This is a genomic window from Enterobacter sp. MGH119 (genome assembly GCF_001037675.1).
GTDB classification, from domain to species: domain Bacteria; phylum Pseudomonadota; class Gammaproteobacteria; order Enterobacterales; family Enterobacteriaceae; genus Enterobacter; species Enterobacter hormaechei_C.
This window is the reverse complement of the sequence record NZ_KQ089929.1, coordinates 1,590,858-1,610,083: the sequence shown is the minus strand read 5'-3', so window position 1 is coordinate 1,610,083 and position 19,226 is coordinate 1,590,858. Positions and strand designations below refer to the sequence as shown.

Below are 19,226 nucleotides of genomic sequence, written 5' to 3'. Positions count from 1 at the left end.
TATAAGACGATAACTTATGCCGCAGGCTGAGTTACAACGTCTTTGATACCTTTAACTTCGATCTCTACGCGACGATCTGGTGCCAGGCAGTCGATCAGTGCAGCGCGTGGTTTCACGTTGTCACAGGTAGAACCGGTAACTGGGTTAGATTCGCCCATACCACGTGGGGAGATCTTGTTAGCTGGGATACCTTTAGATACCAGGTAATCAACTACAGACTGAGCACGTTTCTCAGACAGACCCTGGTTGTAAGCGTCAGAACCGATACGGTCGGTGAAGCCCAGAACCACTACAGAACCGTCTTTAGGATCCAGGTTGCTCAGCTGGGTGTACAGCTGATCCAGTGCCTGCTGACCTTCTGGTTTCAGGGTAGCTTTGTTGAAGTTGAACAGAACGTCAGACTTCAGAGTGAAGTGCTTGGTCTGTACTTCTGGCGCTGGAGCCGGAGCTGGAGCTACGACTGGCGCATCTTCCTGCTGACCGAAACGGTAAGAAACACCAACGCTCAGCATGCCGTTGTCTGGACGAACGCCAACGGTAGCACCGTCACCGATGTTGTTAACCCACTGGTATTCCAGACGGGTAGCGATGTCACGGGTCATTGCCCACTCAACGCCACCAGCGAATACTGGGGAAACACCCGTGTCGTGGTCGTCACCAGCGATGCTGTTGCTGGAGTCTGCACGCCATACCATGCCGCCCAGACGGGTGTACACGTCCAGATCGTCAGTTACTGGGTAACCCAGTTTAGCGGTCAGCTGTACGCCTTGAGCTTTGAAAGCGCCATTTACGTTGTCGCCTTTGTAAGGCATACGACCTAACCAGTCGTAACCCATTTCAAAGCCAACATACGGGTTAACCTGATAGCCACCGAACGCACCTGCACCCAGCTGGCTCTCGTGAGTAGGGCCATCGTTGTTCAGGCTGCTGTTGTACCAACCGGTGTCATGGAACTGAGACCAGCCCAGTTTACCACCTGCATACCAGGTATTATCTTTCGGAGCGGCCTGCGCTACGGTAGCGAAGCCAGCCAGTGCCACTGCAATCGCGATAGCTGTCTTTTTCATTTTTTGCGCCTCGTTATCATCCAAAATTTGCCATGAATATCTCCATCGGAGGAATCACGGTTAAATCCTTCACCGGGGGGCGTGGTCAAATATAAACCTACCGATATCTTCGGCTTAGGCCGAGCACCCCTGGCGATGTAAAGTCTACAACGTAGCTGAAAACTTACAAGTGTGAAGTCCGTCAGGCATATGAAAAAAAAAGTTCCGTATACCTAATATTTAACAATTTTTGAACGAATTTTGTGCAGTAAAATTAACGAGAACCGCGTCAGACAAGACTTGCCGCAGTTTTGGCGCGTTGAACTTTTTTTGCATACTGCGGTCGAAAAAAATTCCAGGAAAACTCTTAAAATCACTCAATGGTACACATTTGAGTGAATTTTTAGCCCGGGATGTTGTCCTCTGCGATAGGAATCTCCACGAACTGGCCGCATGATGAAACCCATCGCGTTACCTTCTTCAGCCGCTTCAGTCAGACGCAAATGTTCCTCTTGCGACAGATCCTCATGCAACCACCCAATCACGACGCTATAGTTCCCGGTACGTAATGCCCGGACCATCGACTCGACCGTATCGCAAGGGGAGAGTTGATTAATCTGCATCACCTTCGCTAACGGCAGCCCAGCCGACTGAACCCATTCGCGACTTAATTTTTGCTGTGGCGTCAGCCAGAGCTGCCAGCGAGACTGTTGCCCGAGCTGCTGCAAAAGCGGCAGGAGTAAGAGTTGTGTCAACAGCGGCTGGTCTTCACGGTAAACCACTTCACTGATAAGCCCTGTCGATTCACGCCCGATAGAATTCTGCGCAGCATTGCCTGCGGCAGAAGTAGAAGGTGTTAAGTGATTTGCATAGCCTGAAGTGTACATAATCATTCCAGCCCTGTAGTTACTGTATGGATATACAGTAACCCCTGTATGCATAAAGATCAACCTCATTTTCGGAAAGCGACTCGCAAATTTCATCCATTCCTGGTGAACATGAAAAAATCATCTTGCCCAACGGCAATAAGTTGCCTATTTTCCTGCTAACGGATCCGTTAGTAAGAAATATCGTGGTTACTGTATGATTTTTAATGGAATTATCATGAAAAAGATATCTTATGAGCGGATTTATCAATCTCAAGAATACCTCTCTCCGCTGGGCGAAATTCATCATCGCGCCCTGTTTGGCGGTTATACCCTGGCCGTGGATGAAGCGGTGTTCGCGATGGTGTCTGACGGCGAGCTGTACCTTCGCGCCTGTGAGCAAAGTGCAAAATACTGTGTAAAAAACGCTTCCTCTTTTCTGACCCTGATGAAACGAGGACGCCCAGTGCTGCTTAATTACTACCGTGTGGACGAAGGTCTGTGGCAAAACAGGGAAAAACTGCTTCAGCTCTCCTCGTTTGCGCTCGATGCCGCCAGGAAAGAGCGCTACCAGCGCCATCAGCGTAACCGGCTTAAAGATCTGCCGAACCTGACCTTTCAGATTGAGGTCCTGCTTATGGAGGCGGGCATTACCAATGAAGAGACGCTACGACAGTTGGGGGCGAAGACGAGCTGGCTGAAAATGCGCTCGAAGAATAAAGCGCTGAGTATCCGGGTATTGTTCGCGCTTGAAGGCGCGATTGAAGGGTTACATGAAGCGGCACTCCCGGCGGATATTCGCCGGGAGCTTACGGAGTGGTTTAATGCGCTGCCTGAGTCGCAGGGCCATCATTCCGCCAGGTAGCGATCTGCTGTCGCAGCCGACAAATTTCCGGCAGCAAAGCGATAAGCAGGCCAATTTGCTGAAGGACCAGTGGAGCTTTGTTGTCGGTGCCTGGATCAAGGTGTGCGATACGTTGCACCAGTTCATCCAGTGCCTGGTGAACCCGTGGCTCATCCGCAGGTTGATGATGAAGCGCATCATCAACGTAGCAAACGGCGTCGTCCAGCAGCGCCAGGATGTCCGGATTCGTCAGTTTCTCTCGGTGGGCGCCAAGGGTAGAGATATAGCTGGTGAACGTGTGGTTCAGACACAGCAGGCGGAAGGCTGTCTCACGGATTTCTGCCGTAGCGCGCGGCTCAGTTGACATATTCGAGACAACGGAAGCCAGCTCTGCGTCAGTGTTATGCGCATCGCGACGGGCAATCCGATAGGCCAGACGGTTATCGCGACCCTGATGGTATTGCTCAAGAATAGCATCCAGGTAGCGGCAGTTGGCGTTCATTGCTCTGTCGGACACGCGCGGTAAATTTCGGAAACGCCAGTCAGGCCAGATAAAACTCACCGCCGCCCAGGCGATGGCGCAGCCGATTAGCGTGTCAATCACACGGGGGAGGGCCACCTCAAAGCCTTCACCCAGCAGATTGAAGCAGAGCAGCACCAGCAGCGTGATGAACATCGTGGCGTGGGCATACTGCACATTGCGGAAAGCGAAGAACAGTACACCGGTAATCACAATCAGGATCAGTTGCCCTTCTACGGATGGCACAAAGTAGAGCACCGGCAGCCCGATGGCGACCCCGACTAATGTCCCGACAATACGCAGCGCGAGCCGATGGCGGGTAGCGTTATAGTTCGGCTGGCAGACAAACAGGCTGGTCAACAGGATCCAGTAGCCGTGGTGCAATCCTGTTATCTGGATAAACGCGTAGCCGACGCACAGTACCAGCGACATCCTTACCGCATGGCGAAAGAGGGCGGATTCCGGCGTAAAATGACGGCTCAGGCGCAGCCACATATCGCTGAAACCGTTGAGACTGTCGTCGGCAAGCTGGTTGTCAGCGTCATTGCCCGGCATCGCCATCGCCTGTTCAGACTCAATGGTGGCGAGCTGAGCATCAATGGCTCTCAGGTTGTTGAGCAGGAATCCCAGGGCTTTGAACTGTTCCGGTGATGTCCCACTGGCCTGAACGCGATCGAGCGCCGCATCCTGGTGGCTGAATGCGCGTTCAAAGCGCGGATCGTGCTGATAGGGCGTGCGCAGCAGTATTGAGCGCGCAAGTTGCTGGCAGGCCTGAGACTGCATCGACAGCAGGCGCTGGAAACGGAACATCACGTCGCTATAGCGGAATTTCTCGCGCAGGTCAGCGTACTGCACATGCGAGGAGCTGGCGCGCTCGTGAATATCCTGGGCGACAAAATAGTAGTGCAGTGTGCGCCGTGTACCGCGCTGACCGCGATCGCCGCGCAGACGGGTGAGCAGAGACGCTTTGGTCTGGTTCAGCGTAGCGACCAGCTGGCCATTTGCCAGCGCCAGATCGTACAGGGGCGCCTGACTGTCCTCTTCAATATCCGGATCAAACAGCCGGGATTTCAGCTCCAGATAGTGGGCCAGCTGTTCGTAACTGCGGGCAATGTTGTCCTGTAAGGCACGAACCGGAAAAATAAGATGCCCGGTTAAGGTCAGCAGGTTATACCAGATAGCACCCAACAGCAGCAGGACCGGTTGCTGATACCACTGCTCGTAAAGAGAGACGCCCAGCATGGTGTAAATGGCAATCAGCAGGGCGCCAAACGCGATAGTGGCGTAGCGCTGCCCGAGGCCGCCGAGCAAAATGAAGCCGCTGGTGGACACCGTCAGCCCTAAGGCAAACAGCCAGGGCCACGGGAAAAGCAGCTCAACGGAGGCGGAAGCAATAAAGAAGCAGACCAGCGTGATGACCAGATTACGCAAACGACCGGCCAGGCGGTCGTCGAGATCCGCCAGCGCACCGGCCACCACCCCAAGCGTGAGGGGGATGGTGAGCTTCACATCATTCAGCCACCACGGCAGAGCGACGGTGCCGCAGAGGGCGATAAAAATCCTGACGTTATACAGCCAGTTACTGTTCCATGTATAGCGACGAAGCAGGGGGCTTAGCATGAGAGCGGCCAGTCCTTATTACTGAAAACGACGACGGGCATTGGCTTCACGCGCGGCTTGCGCGACTTCGACCGGGACAACTCGGCGTCCTACCGGCCACAGGGCGATGGTGGCAATTTTGAAATTAGCGATGCCAACCGGAATGCCAATAATCGTAATGCACTGGGCGATGCCGGCGAAAATATGCATCAGACACAGCCACCAGCCAAAGAAGATCAGCCATAAAATATTCAGCAGCGTGCCGCCGGTATTCATCAGGGCATTTTTTCTTTCCGGCTCCAGCTCATCCACGTGCACGGCTTCATTTCCATAAGGAACGAGGGACAGTTTGGTGATTTCCCAGCAGGAGCGCGTCAGCGGAAGGGTGAAGATGAGCACAATGCTCACCAGGGTGGCAAAAAGCCAGGAAAGGGTGGTGGCAAAACCGCCAAGGACAAAATTCAACACATTCAGAACGGTACGCATAAACCCTCATTTCCTTCGATATGATTAACGCCCGGTGATTGTAACGTTTTTTTGGGCTGGAGCACCTTAAAACTGGCAGTTAAACTGTCTGACAAATTATGACCTCGTGGATCCGGCAGGATATGGAACTGAAAGCAACTTCAATGGGCAAACGCCTGGCGCAGCACCCTTACGACAAGGTTGTCCTTCTCAATGCGGGAGTGAAAGTCTCCGGGGAACGCCACGAATATCTTATTCCGTTTAATCAGCTACTGGCCATTCATTGTAAACGAGGGCTGGTATGGGGGGAGCTGGAGTTCGTCTTGCCGTCAGACAAAGTGGTGCGGCTTCACGGGACCGAGTGGGCGGAAACCCAACGCTTCCACTACCATCTGAATACGCGCTGGCAACAGTGGAGCCAGGAGATGAGCGTGATAGCCGCACAGGTGCTGCAACAGGTGCTGGACGATATCGCGCTAAGCAATACGCAGCAGAAGTGGCTGACGCGCCAGCAAACCGCCGGGCTTCAGCAAAAAATTGCCCAGGCGCTGATGGCATTGCCTTTACCGGTGGCGCGGCTTGAGGAATTTGATAACTGCCGCGACGCGTGGCGGAAGTGTCAGGCCTGGCTGAACGATATCGAGAAAAGCCGTCTGGCGCATAACCAGGCCTGGACTGAGGCGATGCTTACGCAATATGCCGATTTTTTCAGTACGGTGGAATCATCACCCCTCAATCCTGCCCAGGCGCGCGCCGTGGTGAATGGCGAGCAGTCTCTTTTAGTGCTGGCAGGCGCCGGGAGCGGCAAAACGTCGGTGCTGGTGGCACGCGCGGGCTGGCTTCTGACAACGGGCGAGGCGGTTGCCGACCAGATTTTGCTGCTGGCCTTTGGTCGCAAGGCGGCGCAGGAGATGGATGAGCGCATTCAGGCGCGTTTGCATACCCAGGATATCTCGGCGCGCACGTTCCACTCCCTCGCTTTACACATCATTCAACAGGGCAGCAAAAAAGTCCCTGTTGTCAGCAAGCTGGAGAACGACGCTCAGGCTCGCCAGACGCTGTTTATCAAGGCATGGCGTCAGCAGTGCAGTGAAAAAAAGGCGCAGGCGAAAGGCTGGCGTCAGTGGCTTGAAGAGGAACTCAACTGGGAGGTGCCGGAGGGCAGCTTCTGGCAGGATGAAAAGCTGGCGCGCCGGCTGGGCTCTCGTCTAGACCGGTGGGTAAGCCTGATGCGCATGCACGGCGGCTCTCAGGCGGAGATGATAGAAAGCGCACCGGAGTCGATCCGCGCCGTGTTTTCTAAGCGGGTTAAGCTGATGGCGCCGATGCTGAAAGCGTGGAAAACCGCGCTGAAAGACGAAAACGCGGTCGATTTTTCGGGGCTGATCCATCAGGCCATTATCATTCTGGAGAAAGGGCGCTTCGTCAGCCCGTGGAAACACATTCTGGTGGATGAGTTTCAGGACATCTCGCCGCAGCGCGCTGCGCTGCTTTCGGCGCTGCGGGCGCAGAATAAACACACGTCGCTGTTTGCCGTGGGCGATGACTGGCAGGCTATCTACCGTTTCAGCGGGGCGCAACTTTCTCTCACGACGGCCTTCCACCACTATTTTGGGGAAGGCGATCGCAGCGATCTGGACACCACCTACCGCTTCAACTCGCGGATTGGCGAAATAGCCAACCGTTTTATTCAGCAGAACCCGCATCAGCTGTCGAAACCGCTTAACAGCCTGAGGTCTGGGGATAAAAAGGCCGTCACGCTGCTGGCGGACGATCAGCTGGAACCGCTGCTGGATAAACTGAGCGGCTATGCGAAACCGGATGAACGAATTCTGGTGCTGGCGCGTTACCACCACCTCAAGCCGACGGCGCTGGAAAAAGCGGCGACGCGCTGGCCAAAACTACAGCTCGATTTCATGACCATTCATGCCAGTAAAGGGCAGCAGGCCGACTACGTGATTGTGGTGGGGCTAAAAGAGGGGAGCGACGGTTTCCCGGCGCCGGCGCGGGAATCCGTGATGGAAGAGGCGTTATTACCTGTTCCGGAAGATTTTCCGGATGCAGAGGAGCGGCGCTTACTGTACGTGGCGATAACCCGCGCGCGCCATCGCGTGTGGCTCTTGTTCAACAAAGAGGAGCCGTCGGTGTTTGTCGATATTTTGAAGAGTATTGACGTGCCGGTGACGAGAAAGCCGTAACGCGCCGGGCAAATTCTGTAGGCCCGGTAAGCGCAGCGCCACCGGGCAAAAAACTACTTCAGTCTCTCCGCAAGATAACGCTGATAATCCGGGATCAAAATCTCCACCGGATCGTTAAACTGCGGCGATTCAATGATGAAATCTGCCGTTGAAAGATTGGTGGCTACCGGAATGTTCCACACCGTAGCCAGACGCAGCAGCGCTTTAACGTCCGGATCATGCGGAACCGCGTTCAGCGGATCCCAGAAGAAAATCAGAACGTCAATTTTACCTTCTGAAATCTGAGCGCCTACCTGCTGGTCACCCCCCATCGGGCCGCTCAGCATGGCATTCACTTCCAGACCAGTTTCGCGGTGGATCAGGTTGCCGGTTGTTCCCGTAGCAGAAAGGGCATGATGCTGTAAAAGAGGCTGATGGCGACGAACCCAGTTAAGCAGCATTTGTTTACAGTGATCGTGCGCAACCAGAGCAATGTGCTTGCGCGCCGGAAGTGTGCGTGTTGTCAGTTCCATAATCTTATCCGTGAGGTTACCTCGCTACACGATGACGGGAACTGACTGATGCTGCAAGAGAAAGGACAAAAAAATGTGGCTTACGACGAAGGTTGCTGTTTCGCCCATTGCAGAAAACGGGCGCGCGTGTCCGGATCGGCATTCTGGAACCAGAACTTGAGACGTTGCTCAGTAAGGGTCTGCGACTGAGGGGGGAGTACATCCAGCTCCGATACGCCCGAAAGCAGGGTACTGTCATCCGCCATCATGGTGGCGAACTGGGGCAGCGAGGCGCGCCTGCTGGCCCTGTTGTAGGTCTCGGTGTCCGCTTCATAGTCAGTTCCCTTTGGCCTTTTTGTCAGCGCCAGAATATCCAGCTTTACCGGGATGGGCATGGAATCCCCGTCCACCAGTTCAATGCGCGGCGAGGCATCAAATGCCAGTGACTCCTTTTCTGTCTCAAGGCGCGGGAGACGAAAATTGACCTGGCTGATACGCTGGGTATTAAAGCTGACCACCAGCGGAGGCGAAATGTACACCTGCTGTTCGTTGTCGGCGAGGCGAATGGTCTTTTCCACCCGAAAAACCACCTGGTGCGGGCCGTTATCCAGCTCGATGCTGTCTGCGCCCCGCAGCAGGGAGCTGGAGACTTTTTTCCCGTCCAGCACCAGCAGGTCAATGTCGGTTGTGAGTCTGAGAGTAGTTGCGAAAACACAAACCGGCATGATTAACGCAACCACAGCCCAGGCAATGCCGGTTTTCATAGCAGACTCCTGTAGACAAACTACCCGGTAAGAATGTATCAAAATTTTTCGATAAACACGTTTACTAACATATAGACATATTCTGCCGTTTTGCCCTCATACTTCTGTATGGGATGCGTGGTTGAGATGTTCGCTTTGACGTACACTTTGAAAATAACCAGGAGGAACAGCATGAAAGAGAACGACATTGTCGAGATTCTGACGACCACGCGCACTATCGCGCTGGTCGGCGCGAGCGATAAACCGGATCGCCCAAGCTATCGGGTCATGAAATACCTTCTGGACCAGGGATATCACGTGATCCCGGTCTCGCCGAAGGTGGCGGGGAAAACGCTGCTGGGTCAGCAGGGTTATGCGACGCTCGCGGACGTGCCGGAAAAGGTGGATATGGTGGACGTTTTTCGTAATTCAGAAGCGGCCTGGGGCGTGGCGCAGGAAGCGATCGCCATTGGCGCGAAAACGCTGTGGATGCAACTGGGCGTGATTAATGAGCAGGCGGCCGTGCTGGCACGCGATGCCGGGCTGAAAGTGGTGATGGATCGCTGTCCGGCAATCGATATTCCCCGTCTGGGGCTGGCAAAATAAAAAAAGCCCGTTTGACGGGCTTTTTTACACCTTTAGTTACGCAGTCTTGGTGCCTGTAACTGTTTGCGGATGGTCTGAGCAAGCTCGTCCATAGTGGGTTGTTCCGGATGCTCATCCTGTAGTTCACCACTCAGCTGCGCTTCGGCAAGATAGGTATGGACAGGCTGACCATCGTCGCCCTCCATAACCACATGATACCAGGGCGCGGCGCGAAGCTCTGCGTCAACGGCCAGATCGTCTGCTGACGGTTCATCAAGGGAATACTCCGGGTCGATATCCACGACCACACCCAAATATCCGAGCAAGGTGTGGCGGACCTGCTGGCCGATACCGAATTTGCTGGCAATCATAGTCACCTCCCGGGAAACATTACATACACACTATGTGCGGGCAATATTTCTCTTTTCAAGTTACATGACGCGACAGGCAAACCCTTTCAGATACAGCCCTTCCGGGTAGGTAGCGATCACCGGGTGATCGGCGGCCTGACGGAACTGCTCTATAAATTGTACATCACGACCCGCATCTATTGCGGCATCGGCGATGATTTTTTGGAATAAATCTGTCGTCATCAGGCCAGAGCAGGAGAACGTCAGCAGTACGCCGCCCGGGTTCAGCAGCTGGATCGCCAGCATGTTAATGTCTTTATAGCCACGGCAAGCGCCCATCAGCTGGCTTTTATTTTCTACAAACTTAGGTGGGTCCATCACGATAACGTCAAATTTCTCGCCCTGGTCGCGGTATTTACGCAGCAGTTTGAACACGTCGTCGCGCACAAACTCCGCTTTGCTCAGATCCAGCTTGTTCAGCTCAACGTTCTGTTTCGCCACGTCCAGCGCTTCCTGTGAGGTGTCGACGCTCACAACCTGGGCACAGCCGCCCATCAGGGCAGAGACCGCAAAGCCGCCGGTATAAGAGAAGCAGTTCAGCACGCGCCTATCGGCAACGTACTGGCGCGTTGCCAGACGGCTGTCACGCTGGTCGAGGTAATAACCGGTCTTATGGCCGCCCTGGATATCCACCAGCAGCTTCATGCCATGCTCTTCAATAGGCAGCAGGGCAGGCGGCAGTTCGCCGGTGACCGGGCCTTGCGTCAGCTCCATGCCCTCTTTTTTACGTACCGCCACGTCGCTGCGGTCGTAAATGGCACATTCCGGGAACAGGGTTTGCAGGGCGCTAATCAGCGCGGCACGCTGGTATTCCGCCCCGGCGCTCAGCAGCTGCAACACCAGGAAATTGCCGAAGCGGTCAATGGTCACGCCCGGCAGCCCGTCGGACTCTCCGGCAATCAGACGATAGCTGTCCAGCCCGTCACGCTTTGCCAGCCACTCACGCCACTGCTGCGCCTGTTGCAGACGACGGACAAAGAAGTCGATATCGATGGCTTCTTCTTTATCGAACGTCCAGACGCGCGCGCGGATCTGAGATGCAGGCGAGTATGCGCCGCGTGCTAACCATTTCCCCTGATGGTCAACAATATCGATGGTTTCACCGAGGCTGGCTTTACCTTCCATGCGGGCAACCGCGCCGGAAAAGACCCAGGGATGACGGCGCAGTAATGACTTCTCGCGCCCTTTGGCTAACACTAAACGTACACTCATAATTTGCTATTCTGTCGATTCCAATGAAATGGCCGCCATTTTCCCGACTTCAGTGAGGAAATGCAACGCGCCAGTCGGATAAGGAGAAGGATGATGTCAAATGTTTGCACCATTGCCTGGGTCCATGGCCTTGTACAGGGCGTCGGATTCCGCTACAGCACCCAGCGCGAAGCCCTTCAGCTCGGGCTGACGGGGTATGCGCGTAACATGGATGATGGCAGCGTGGAGGTTGTGGCCTGCGGTGAGGCGGATCGGGTTGAGAAGTTGGTGGCGTGGCTGAAAGCGGGCGGGCCGCGCAGCGCGCGGGTTGATAAGGTGCTAACGGAACCGCATCAACCCGACCGGGAATACGCTGACTTCAGTATTCGCTATTAAATGCATTTTACCGGCTTTGGCAGGCCGGCGATTTTTGTCGCCTGTTTAGCCGGGCCTTTCGGAAACAGGCGATACAGATAACGGCTGTTGCCTTTCTCTTCGCCAAATTTATTCGCCATGGCTTTGACCAGCATGCGGATAGCTGGCGACGTGTTGAATTCAAGGTAAAATTCTCGCACGAAGCGCACCACTTCCCAGTGTTCCGGGGAGAGGGTAATTCCTTCGTTATCCGCAATTTTCTCCGCCAGCGCTTCGCTCCACTGGCTGCTCTCTTTCAGATAACCGTCGTTATCGGTTTCGATCTCTTTGCCTTCAAAACTCAACATATTCATTCACGCTTTAGTCAAAAACCGCCTCAGTCTACCAAAAAAACAAAGCCCCGCATAAGCGGGGCCCTGTTCACAGCACGGTGAGTTAATCGCGGCTGGCGAAGCCCAGGATGCTCAGCAGGCTGACAAAAATGTTGTACAGCGACACATACAGGCTCACGGTGGCGCGGATATAGTTCGTCTCACCGCCGTGAATGATGTTGCTGGTTTCATACAGGATTGCGCCGGATGAAATCAGGATAAACACCGCGCTGATTGCCAGATGCAGCGCAGGCAATTGCAGGAAGATGTTCGCCAGCATACCGACCAGTACAATCACGATACCCGCCATCAGCATACCGCCAAGGAAGGACATGTCCTTACGGGTGGTCAGCACGTAGGCCGAGCAGCAGAAGAACACCAGCGCGGTACCGCCCAGCGCCATACCAATCACGTCGCCCATTCCGGCAGACAGATAGGCATTCAGGATTGGCCCCAGAATGTAGCCCAGGAAGCCGGTAAAGGCGAACGCGGAGAGAATCCCCACCGGTTTATCCGCGGTTTTGTAGGTCAGGAACATCAGACCGTACATACCCACCAGCGTCAGGATCAGGCCTGGAGAAGGCAGCATCAGTACGGTGCTGGCCGTTGCGGTGATCGCCGAAAACGCCAGCGTCAGGCTGAGCATGAAATAGGTATTGCGCAGCACCTTATGGGTGCTGAGTAGCGATGTGCGGTCGCGTGAAGAAGTAATTATACGATCCATGAGTCACTCTCTTATGACAGATGTAATTAGCGCAAAGAATAGGAAACGGCGCGGCAGACGCAAAGTGGTTTTACCCATCTTTACTCAGCCCCTTAGGGATTATGCTGGTTTTTTATTCTGGCAAAGCCTTTGTACTCAGAATGAAGTGCGGTTTGTAGGGCGTATTCAGATCAACCTCTTATAGGTCACTGAAAAATATTGCGTTATTTCCCTAAGGCCGCTAAGAGTTATTTCCGGATCGTCATAAAAACAGACAATAAGGCGAAGGAAATGAAACCACAAACACGCACGCACTTTACACTCTCTTTGTTAACCGCAGGGATCCTGTGCGCCAGCACGGCAACCTGGGCGGCTAAGGTGCCGGCAGGAACCCAGCTGGCAGATAAGCAGGAACTGGTCAGGAACAACGGCACTGAGCCCGCCTCGCTCGACCCGCATAAAGTCGAAAGCGATGTCGAATTTAATATTATCAGCGATTTATTCGACGGGCTGGTCAACGTCTCTCCGGCAGGTGAAACCCAGCCGCGCCTGGCGGAGAAATGGGAAAATAAAGACAACACCGTCTGGACGTTCCATCTGCGTCCGGGCATTACCTGGAGCGATGGAACCCCCATCACCGCGGAAGATATTGTCTGGAGCTGGCAGCGGCTGGTCGACCCGAAAACCGCCTCTCCGTATGCCAGCTATCCCGGCAGTATGCGTATCGTCAACGGCACTGATATCGCAGAAGGCAAAAAAGCGCCCGAGTCGCTGGGGGTGAAAGCCATCAATGACAGCACGCTGGAAGTGACGCTCACGCAACCCAACGCCGCTTTCCTGGCGATGCTGGCTCATCCGTCTCTGGTGCCAATAGATAAAGTCCTGGTGGGCCGTTTCGGAGATAAGTGGACCAAACCGGAGCACTTTGTCAGCAGCGGGGCCTATAAACTGTCACAGTGGGTGGTGAACGAACGCATTGTCGCGGTGCGTAACCCGAAATATTGGGATAACGAACATACCGTCATCAACAAGGTGACCTATCTGCCCATTTCCTCTGAAGCCGCTGACGTCAACCGCTATAAAGCGGGCGAAATCGACATTGTCTACACGGTGCCGATCAACCAGTTTGCACAGCTGAAGAAAACGCTGGGGAGCGAGCTGGACGTTTCACCGCAGCTTGCCACCTATTATTATCAGTTCAACACCACCCGGCCGCCGTTCAACGACGCCCGCGTGCGCAAGGCGCTGAACCTGGCGCTGGATAAAGACATTATCGCCGATAAAGTATTAGGGCAGGGTCAGCGCCCGGCATGGCTCATCAGCCAGCCGGATATTGGCGGCGTCAAGCTTCAGAACCCGGATTACGCCAGCTGGCCGATGGATAAACGCATTGCCGAGGCGAAAAAGCTGCTGGCCGAAGCCGGATTTAACGACAGCCATCCGCTCAGTTTTAATCTTCTCTATAACACTTCGGAATCGCACCAGCGTATTGCCATTGCCGCCAGCTCAATGTGGAAGAAGAACCTCGGCGTGGAGGCGAAGCTGCAAAATCAGGAGTGGAAAACCATGCTTGATACCATGCACACCCATAATTTTGACGCGGTACGCTACGCCTGGATTGCCGATTACGACGATGCGGCAACCTTCCTGAACAACTTCCGTACCGGGGACAGCCAAAACACCACTCAGTACAGCAATCCGGACTACGATCGGGCACTGGTGAACGCGGCGAAATCGAAAACGGCGGAGGAGCGCGGTAAATTCTACCAGCAGGCAGAAGATCTGCTGGGACGCGATGTCCCGGCGATCCCTGTTTATCATTACGTGCGCACGCACCTGGTGAAACCGTGGGTAGGGGGCTTCACGCCAGACAAGCTCGGGTACTACTACACCAAAGATATGTACATCAAAAAGCACTAACGATCCGCGGTGGATATTATGCTGCCAAAACGGCCAATCTGTCGTCTATTCAACCGATTAAACGCATCTTGGCTATTTTTAAAGCGAACGAATGCGCGTACTCTTTACAGGGCGCGGTGAGGTGTTTATAGTTCGCCTCACTTAGGAAGCGTGGCCGAGCGGTTGAAGGCACCGGTCTTGAAAACCGGCGACCCGAAAGGGTTCTAGAGTTCGAATCTCTACGCTTCCGCCAAATTCGAAACCCCTGCGATAGCAATATCGCAGGGGTTTTTTGCTTTTGCGCCAGGCTTCCGTCATGCCACCATGTTGTAGCTTATCGTGATCCCGGCGTCGGCCTTGCAGACCTGAGCTTTTACGCACCAGGTGTCCTCAATGTTTGCCGGCGTCAGAACCGCTTCGGGCGCGCCCGTGGCGGCGATCTGCCCGGCCTTCAGGAGGATCAGACGCTGGCAATAATTGGCTGCAAGATTGAGATCGTGCAGTGCAACCACCACCGTAAGCGGCAGCTGTGAAACGAGCCGCATCAGCTCCAGCTGGTGCTGAATGTCCAGGTGGTTTGTCGGTTCATCGAGCAACAGCACCTGCGGCTGCTGGGCCAGCGCGCGGGCTATCTGGCTTCGCTGGCGCTCTCCGCCAGACAAAGAGTGCCATCGCCGCTGGCGTAAGCGGCATAACTGCATCAGACCAATCGCCTGCTCAACCGCAGCCTCATCGTCGCGCGAGGTTCTCTGGAATGTTTTCCGGTAGGGCGTACGCCCCAGTCTGACAATGTCCTCAACGGTCAGTTCTCCGTCGACCTCAGCATGTTGCGGGACAAACGCCATGTGCTGCGCGCGTTTTTTCAGCGGCATCATGCCGAGCGTTGTGCCATTAAGCGCCACGCGTTCGCCGAGTCGTGGAAACAGCCCGGCGAGACAGCGCAGCAGCGTCGACTTGCCCGAGCCGTTTGGCCCTAACAGGCCGATAATCTGCCCGGATGGCAGGTCGAGATCGATATTCTTAAGCACCGTCTGCGCTTGTCGGGTTACGGTTAACCCGGCCACAGTAATATTCATGGATGCTCCTTTCGGTTTTGATAAAGCAACGCCACAAAGACGGGGGCGCCCACCAGCGCAGTCACCACCCCGATGGGGAGAACCTGGTGCACAATCAGCGTGCGTGAGACGATATCGGCGAGGATCATAAAGTGGGCGCCGATAAGAAACGTCAGCGGGATCGAGCGACGATGGCCCGGCCCGCATAGCATGCGCGTCACATGGGGAATGACCAGCCCGACAAACCCCACTGCGCCGGTGGCGCTCACCAGCGTTGCGGTAACAATGGCACAGGTCAGCAATAAGACAATACGCACGGCGGTAACCGGGATCCCCAGCGTGGTGGAGACCTCATCCCCGAAGGTGAAGGTGTCCAGCGCCCGTGAAAAGAGCAATACCACCAGTAAACCCGCCAGCGTAACGGCCAGCGCCAGCAGCGCGTCAGGCCAGCGCACGCCGCTCAGACTTCCCAGCAGCCAGAACATGACGCTACGGGACTGCTCGGCATTGGCGGACGTGCTGACGACGTACGCGGTCATGGCGTTGAAGAGCTGGGTGCCCGCAATGCCAGCCAGCAAAATGCGCGACGGGCTTTCACTCATCCCGTTTGTTATCACCATGATGAGCGCAAAGGCGGCGCACGAGCCGACAAACGCACCGCTGCTCACGCCAATCACGCTTCCCCCCATGCCGAGAAGCATCACGCAGACGGCCCCCAGCGAGGCGCCCGCGGAAATCCCCAGCAGATAAGGCTCAGCCAGAGGGTTACGCAGGATCGACTGTAACACCAGCCCGCACAACGCCAGGCCGCCGCCGTTGCACGCGGCCATTACTGCCCGGCTCATGCGATATTGCCAGACGATACCTTCCTCCGTTTGCGGCAACGCATAAGAGGTCAAACCCAGTCCGTTGAGGATCGCTTTCCCGGTACTGGCATACGACACCGGCATATCCCCGATACTGGCGGCAAAGACCAGCATCAGCGGCAGCGCCATGGCACCTGCTGCCAGTAAACCCTGCTGGCGGCGGTCAAAAGCGAAATGACTCATTGTTCATCCTGGAAAGAAGCCAGCCGATCGCTGATAAGCTCAACCGCATCGACGTTACGCAATGAAGGGTTTAACGACATCGCTGGCACCACGATGATGTGGTTGTTCCTGACCGCAGGCATGTTCTTTGTCACCGGGTCACTGCGCAAGAACGCTTTTTTTACCTCAACCTCATCGGCAGGATAGAGCCTGCGCGACATCCCGGCGATAACAATCACGTCCGGCTGCGATCGGGCAATATGTTCCCACGTTACAGCGGGCCATTCGTCGTGAGAGTCAATAATGTTCTTCAACCCCAGCGTGCGGCTAATCCAGCCAGGCGCGCCGTAATTCCCCGCCACCCAGGGATCGCCATTCAGACGGCTGCTGGAGAACCAGAATACGACGCTAAGTTGTTTCGCGGAGGCGCGCGCCTGGGCCTTTTTAATACGCTCCGCCAGCGCACGATTGAGCTGCTCACCTCGCGCGGAAACATCAAAAATCGTCGCCAGATCTGTCACTTCCCGCGTAATTTCCGCCAGTGAAAACGGCGCGCTACGTGCTCCGTCTGCGTTTGAGGTTTCCGTTACCGTTTTATCCGTGCAGTCGGCAGGGGAGATCCACGTATTAATCCCCAGCGACGCAAACTGTTCACGGGTTCCCACTTCTCCCTGCGGACCAATGTGCCAGTGATACTGCGCGAGAACGAGTTCAGGTTTCTGCCCTACCACGGCCTCAAAGGAGGGGGAATTATCCGCAAGCCGGGGGAGGTTTTTCCCGGCATCCTCCAGCGTGGGTGGCAGCGTGCCGAACCAGACTGACGTCGCGGCGATGGTTTTCTCCAGCCCCAGTGCGAGCAGTAATTCTGTTTCATGCTGACCCACGGTCACGACGCGCTGAGGAGCCTGCGTAAAGGTCTGCTTTACGCCGCAATTTTCAATCGTGAGAGGCCAGGTGGTTGCGGCGAAAGCGGCAGGTGCCATGGAGAGCAGTGAAGCCAGAAATAACCCTTTTTTAAGTAACATAGAACGCTATCCGAAATTGTTATGTTATAACATAATACATATATTGCGATTGAGAGCAACACGCTCACCGTCGCTTGTTGCAGAAACGAAAGGCTGGACTATTCTCAACATACCCACCTGGCATTCGCGGGTTGCCTGAAAAATAACAAGATTTCTGACCTGGGGGAGTGAGGATGAAAAAGATCCTGCTCGCGTTTGCGTTCTGTTTTGCCGCCCTGAGCGCCTTCTCATCGTATGCCGCAGAGCCCCGCCAGGCGCCTACGGAGCAGGAGCGCGCCCGAACGGTCTATATCTTCCATCAGCCCATCGTCATGCTACAGGCGAAATTTGGCCTGACCACGCCGGAAGAGCGCGTTTTACGCATCCGCAACACCCTGCGCAATTTTACCGAGGCGGATGTGCGTGAGCCGCTCAGCATCGTCCCCGTGACCCGCTATAACCAGCAGGGACGGCTGATAGTGATGAACGGTAAACCTGTGATGCTGCTGACGGAAGGGGATTTGGACGAAGGGGACGATCTTACCCTCGATCAGGCCGCACAGCGCGTGCTGGCGCGCATGGAAGCACAGAGAATGGCGCTGCGCGATCAATACGATTCCGGCTGGCTGGCGCTGTCGACGGTAAAAGCTGCCGCTGGCCTGCTGGCGCTGTTGCTGCTCTGCTACGGCGCGTGGCGATCCTGGCGCTGGTTCCGGCGCGTCTACCGTCGGCGTATTGTGGAGAATCGCAGCCGGGTGCCGCAAAGCTGGCGGCGGTACATTGGCGCCATTGAGATTCGGCTTTACGCCTTGCTGATGTTCCTGCTGGGGTTGATCGGCTTTTACGTCTGGCTGAGCTGGGCATTCAGTCTGTTTCCGTGGACGCGGGTGTGGGGCACGTCGCTGGGAGACTGGACGCTTCGCGTGGTGCAGCAAATCGCCCTGGCGATTGTCTCGGCCTTGCCGGGGCTGACGATTGTTCTGATCATTTTCCTCATTACCGCTTTTATTCTGAAGCTTCTTAAGATGGTGCTGAATCAGGTGGAGGCTGGTCGTCTGCAACTTCCCGGCGTACATCCGGAAACCGTGGGGGCTACCCGTAAGCTCATTTCCGTTGCCGTCTGGCTATTTGCTCTCTCCGCCGCCTGGCCGTTTCTTCCCGGTGCAAACTCGCTGGCGTTTAAAGGTATTAGCGTCTTCTTTGGACTGATGTTAACGCTGGGTTCGGCAGGGGTGATGAACCATGCCATGAGCGGTCTGGTCCTGATTTACTCCCGCGCACTGCGTAAAGGCGATGTCATTCGGGTGGCGGATAACGAAGGTAAGGTCAGTGAAATTGGCATGCTGGCGACCAAAATTATTACCCGGGAAAATTATGTCGTTACCGTGCCCAACGCGGTGGTGGTGAGCGGTAAGATCACCAACCTGAGCGCGCTACAGCCCGATGGCAGCCTCAATCTGACGGTCAGCGTCACTATCGGTTATGACACCCCATGGCGTCAGGTGCATGCCATGCTGGAGCTGGCCGCGAAACGGGCAAAAGGGGTTGACCTTTCCGAGCCGCCGCTGGTGCGCCAGTTAGGGTTAATGGACTGGTATATCGCTTACGAATTGCAGGTCCGCCTGCTGCCCGATCAGTCCCTCGCGGTTGCCCGCAATGAACTGCATAGCCAGATACAGGATGTGTTTAACGAATTTAACGTGCAGATCATGTCCCCGAATTTTGTTATGCAGCCAGAGGGCAGCGTGATGGTTGCCAAAGAGAACTGGTATACCGCGCCAGCCAAACCCCCTCAGGGCGAAACGTGACGGCCCGGTTTTTCCGTGGCAAGGC

At 55.3% G+C, this 19,226-nt stretch carries 19 protein-coding genes and 1 tRNA gene; 7 read left to right on the top strand and 13 right to left on the bottom strand.

From position 1 onward, the window contains the following. Nucleotides 1-14: 14 nt before the first annotated feature. Together ompA and sulA are read right to left on the bottom strand one after the other, a co-directional pair. Entirely contained in the window at nt 15-1,067 is a 1,053-nt protein-coding gene (gene ompA / locus SK53_RS07745) for a porin OmpA (protein ID WP_017694761.1), read from the bottom strand. 356 nt (nt 1,068-1,423) lie between these two features. After that, the gene (gene sulA, locus SK53_RS07740) at nt 1,424-1,933 is read right to left on the bottom strand and encodes an SOS-induced cell division inhibitor SulA (RefSeq protein WP_048209418.1); all 510 of its coding nucleotides are present in this window, start codon (nt 1,931-1,933) and stop codon (nt 1,424-1,426) included. A 217-nt stretch (nt 1,934-2,150) separates the two neighbouring features. On the opposite strand from sulA, the gene SK53_RS07735 reads away from it, so the two are divergent. Then, nucleotides 2,151-2,777, top strand: a complete 627-nt coding sequence (locus tag SK53_RS07735) for a TfoX/Sxy family DNA transformation protein (protein WP_023315767.1) — start codon at nt 2,151-2,153, stop codon at nt 2,775-2,777. On the opposite strand, the gene yccS is transcribed toward SK53_RS07735, so the two are convergent. Together yccS and SK53_RS07725 are read right to left on the bottom strand one after the other, a co-directional pair. Continuing rightward, nucleotides 2,734-4,896 carry a YccS family putative transporter gene (gene yccS, locus SK53_RS07730; RefSeq protein ID WP_048208983.1) on the bottom strand — a complete coding sequence of 721 codons (2,163 nt, stop codon included), beginning with the start codon at nt 4,894-4,896 and terminating at the stop codon, nt 2,734-2,736. The two genes, SK53_RS07735 and yccS, sit on opposite strands and share 44 nt — an antisense overlap. Before the next feature lie 18 nt (nt 4,897-4,914). Then, nucleotides 4,915-5,361, bottom strand: coding sequence for a YccF domain-containing protein (locus SK53_RS07725; protein ID WP_003858149.1), 447 nt, complete (start codon nt 5,359-5,361; stop codon nt 4,915-4,917). A gap of 122 nt (nt 5,362-5,483) precedes the next feature. Between SK53_RS07725 and helD the strand changes: the two genes are divergently transcribed. After that, nucleotides 5,484-7,538, top strand: a complete 2,055-nt coding sequence (gene helD / locus SK53_RS07720; protein WP_048208981.1) for a DNA helicase IV — start codon at nt 5,484-5,486, stop codon at nt 7,536-7,538. Between the two features lie 53 nt (nt 7,539-7,591). Here helD and mgsA read toward each other — a convergent pair whose 3' ends face one another. Together mgsA and SK53_RS07710 are read right to left on the bottom strand one after the other, a co-directional pair. After that, a complete protein-coding gene (gene mgsA / locus SK53_RS07715) occupies nt 7,592-8,050 on the bottom strand; it encodes a methylglyoxal synthase (protein WP_003858146.1) in 459 nt (152 codons plus the stop codon). Nucleotides 8,051-8,130: 80 nt separating this feature from the next. Next, nucleotides 8,131-8,793: a curli synthesis inhibitor gene (locus SK53_RS07710; protein WP_023315770.1), complete on the bottom strand. Its 663-nt coding sequence runs from the start codon at nt 8,791-8,793 to the stop codon at nt 8,131-8,133. A gap of 171 nt (nt 8,794-8,964) precedes the next feature. Between SK53_RS07710 and SK53_RS07705 the strand changes: the two genes are divergently transcribed. Further along, nucleotides 8,965-9,378 (top strand): CoA-binding protein, encoded by a 414-nt coding sequence (locus SK53_RS07705; protein WP_003858138.1) that lies wholly within the window; start codon nt 8,965-8,967, stop codon nt 9,376-9,378. A gap of 32 nt (nt 9,379-9,410) precedes the next feature. On the opposite strand, the gene hspQ is transcribed toward SK53_RS07705, so the two are convergent. Together hspQ and rlmI are read right to left on the bottom strand one after the other, a co-directional pair. Continuing rightward, entirely contained in the window at nt 9,411-9,728 is a 318-nt protein-coding gene (gene hspQ, locus SK53_RS07700) for a heat shock protein HspQ (RefSeq protein WP_003858136.1), read from the bottom strand. A 60-nt stretch (nt 9,729-9,788) separates the two neighbouring features. Further along, nucleotides 9,789-10,979 (bottom strand): 23S rRNA (cytosine(1962)-C(5))-methyltransferase RlmI, encoded by a 1,191-nt coding sequence (gene rlmI / locus SK53_RS07695; protein WP_023315772.1) that lies wholly within the window; start codon nt 10,977-10,979, stop codon nt 9,789-9,791. Between the two features lie 93 nt (nt 10,980-11,072). On the opposite strand from rlmI, the gene yccX reads away from it, so the two are divergent. Beyond that, a complete protein-coding gene (gene yccX, locus SK53_RS07690) occupies nt 11,073-11,354 on the top strand; it encodes an acylphosphatase (protein ID WP_017693676.1) in 282 nt (93 codons plus the stop codon). On the opposite strand, the gene tusE is transcribed toward yccX, so the two are convergent. Together tusE and yccA are read right to left on the bottom strand one after the other, a co-directional pair. Further along, entirely contained in the window at nt 11,351-11,680 is a 330-nt protein-coding gene (gene tusE, locus SK53_RS07685) for a sulfurtransferase TusE (protein WP_032610197.1), read from the bottom strand. The genes yccX and tusE overlap by 4 nt on opposite strands. 88 nt (nt 11,681-11,768) lie before the next feature. After that, nucleotides 11,769-12,428: an FtsH protease modulator YccA gene (gene yccA, locus SK53_RS07680; protein ID WP_003858127.1), complete on the bottom strand. Its 660-nt coding sequence runs from the start codon at nt 12,426-12,428 to the stop codon at nt 11,769-11,771. A gap of 270 nt (nt 12,429-12,698) precedes the next feature. Here yccA and SK53_RS07675 point away from each other — a divergent pair, with 270 nt between their 5' ends. Then, on the top strand, nt 12,699-14,327 hold the full coding sequence (locus SK53_RS07675; protein WP_048208979.1) for an ABC transporter substrate-binding protein: 1,629 nt from the start codon (nt 12,699-12,701) through the stop codon (nt 14,325-14,327). Nucleotides 14,328-14,471: 144 nt separating this feature from the next. Then, a tRNA-Ser gene (locus tag SK53_RS07670) sits at nt 14,472-14,559 on the top strand. 61 nt (nt 14,560-14,620) lie between these two features. Here SK53_RS07670 and SK53_RS07665 read toward each other — a convergent pair. The 3 genes from SK53_RS07665 to SK53_RS07655 are packed head-to-tail and all read right to left on the bottom strand — an operon-like array spanning nt 14,621 to nt 17,414. Continuing rightward, the gene (locus SK53_RS07665) at nt 14,621-15,382 is read right to left on the bottom strand and encodes an ABC transporter ATP-binding protein (protein WP_048208978.1); all 762 of its coding nucleotides are present in this window, start codon (nt 15,380-15,382) and stop codon (nt 14,621-14,623) included. Continuing rightward, nucleotides 15,379-16,410 carry a FecCD family ABC transporter permease gene (locus SK53_RS07660; RefSeq protein ID WP_032608974.1) on the bottom strand — a complete coding sequence of 344 codons (1,032 nt, stop codon included), beginning with the start codon at nt 16,408-16,410 and terminating at the stop codon, nt 15,379-15,381. Before SK53_RS07660 ends, SK53_RS07665 begins: the two co-directional genes overlap by 4 nt. Beyond that, nucleotides 16,407-17,414 carry an ABC transporter substrate-binding protein gene (locus tag SK53_RS07655; RefSeq protein ID WP_022650752.1) on the bottom strand — a complete coding sequence of 336 codons (1,008 nt, stop codon included), beginning with the start codon at nt 17,412-17,414 and terminating at the stop codon, nt 16,407-16,409. Before SK53_RS07655 ends, SK53_RS07660 begins: the two co-directional genes overlap by 4 nt. 173 nt (nt 17,415-17,587) lie before the next feature. On the opposite strand from SK53_RS07655, the gene SK53_RS07650 reads away from it, so the two are divergent. Then, nucleotides 17,588-19,201, top strand: coding sequence for a mechanosensitive ion channel family protein (locus tag SK53_RS07650; RefSeq protein WP_048208976.1), 1,614 nt, complete (start codon nt 17,588-17,590; stop codon nt 19,199-19,201). Nucleotides 19,202-19,226: the final 25 nt, after the last annotated feature.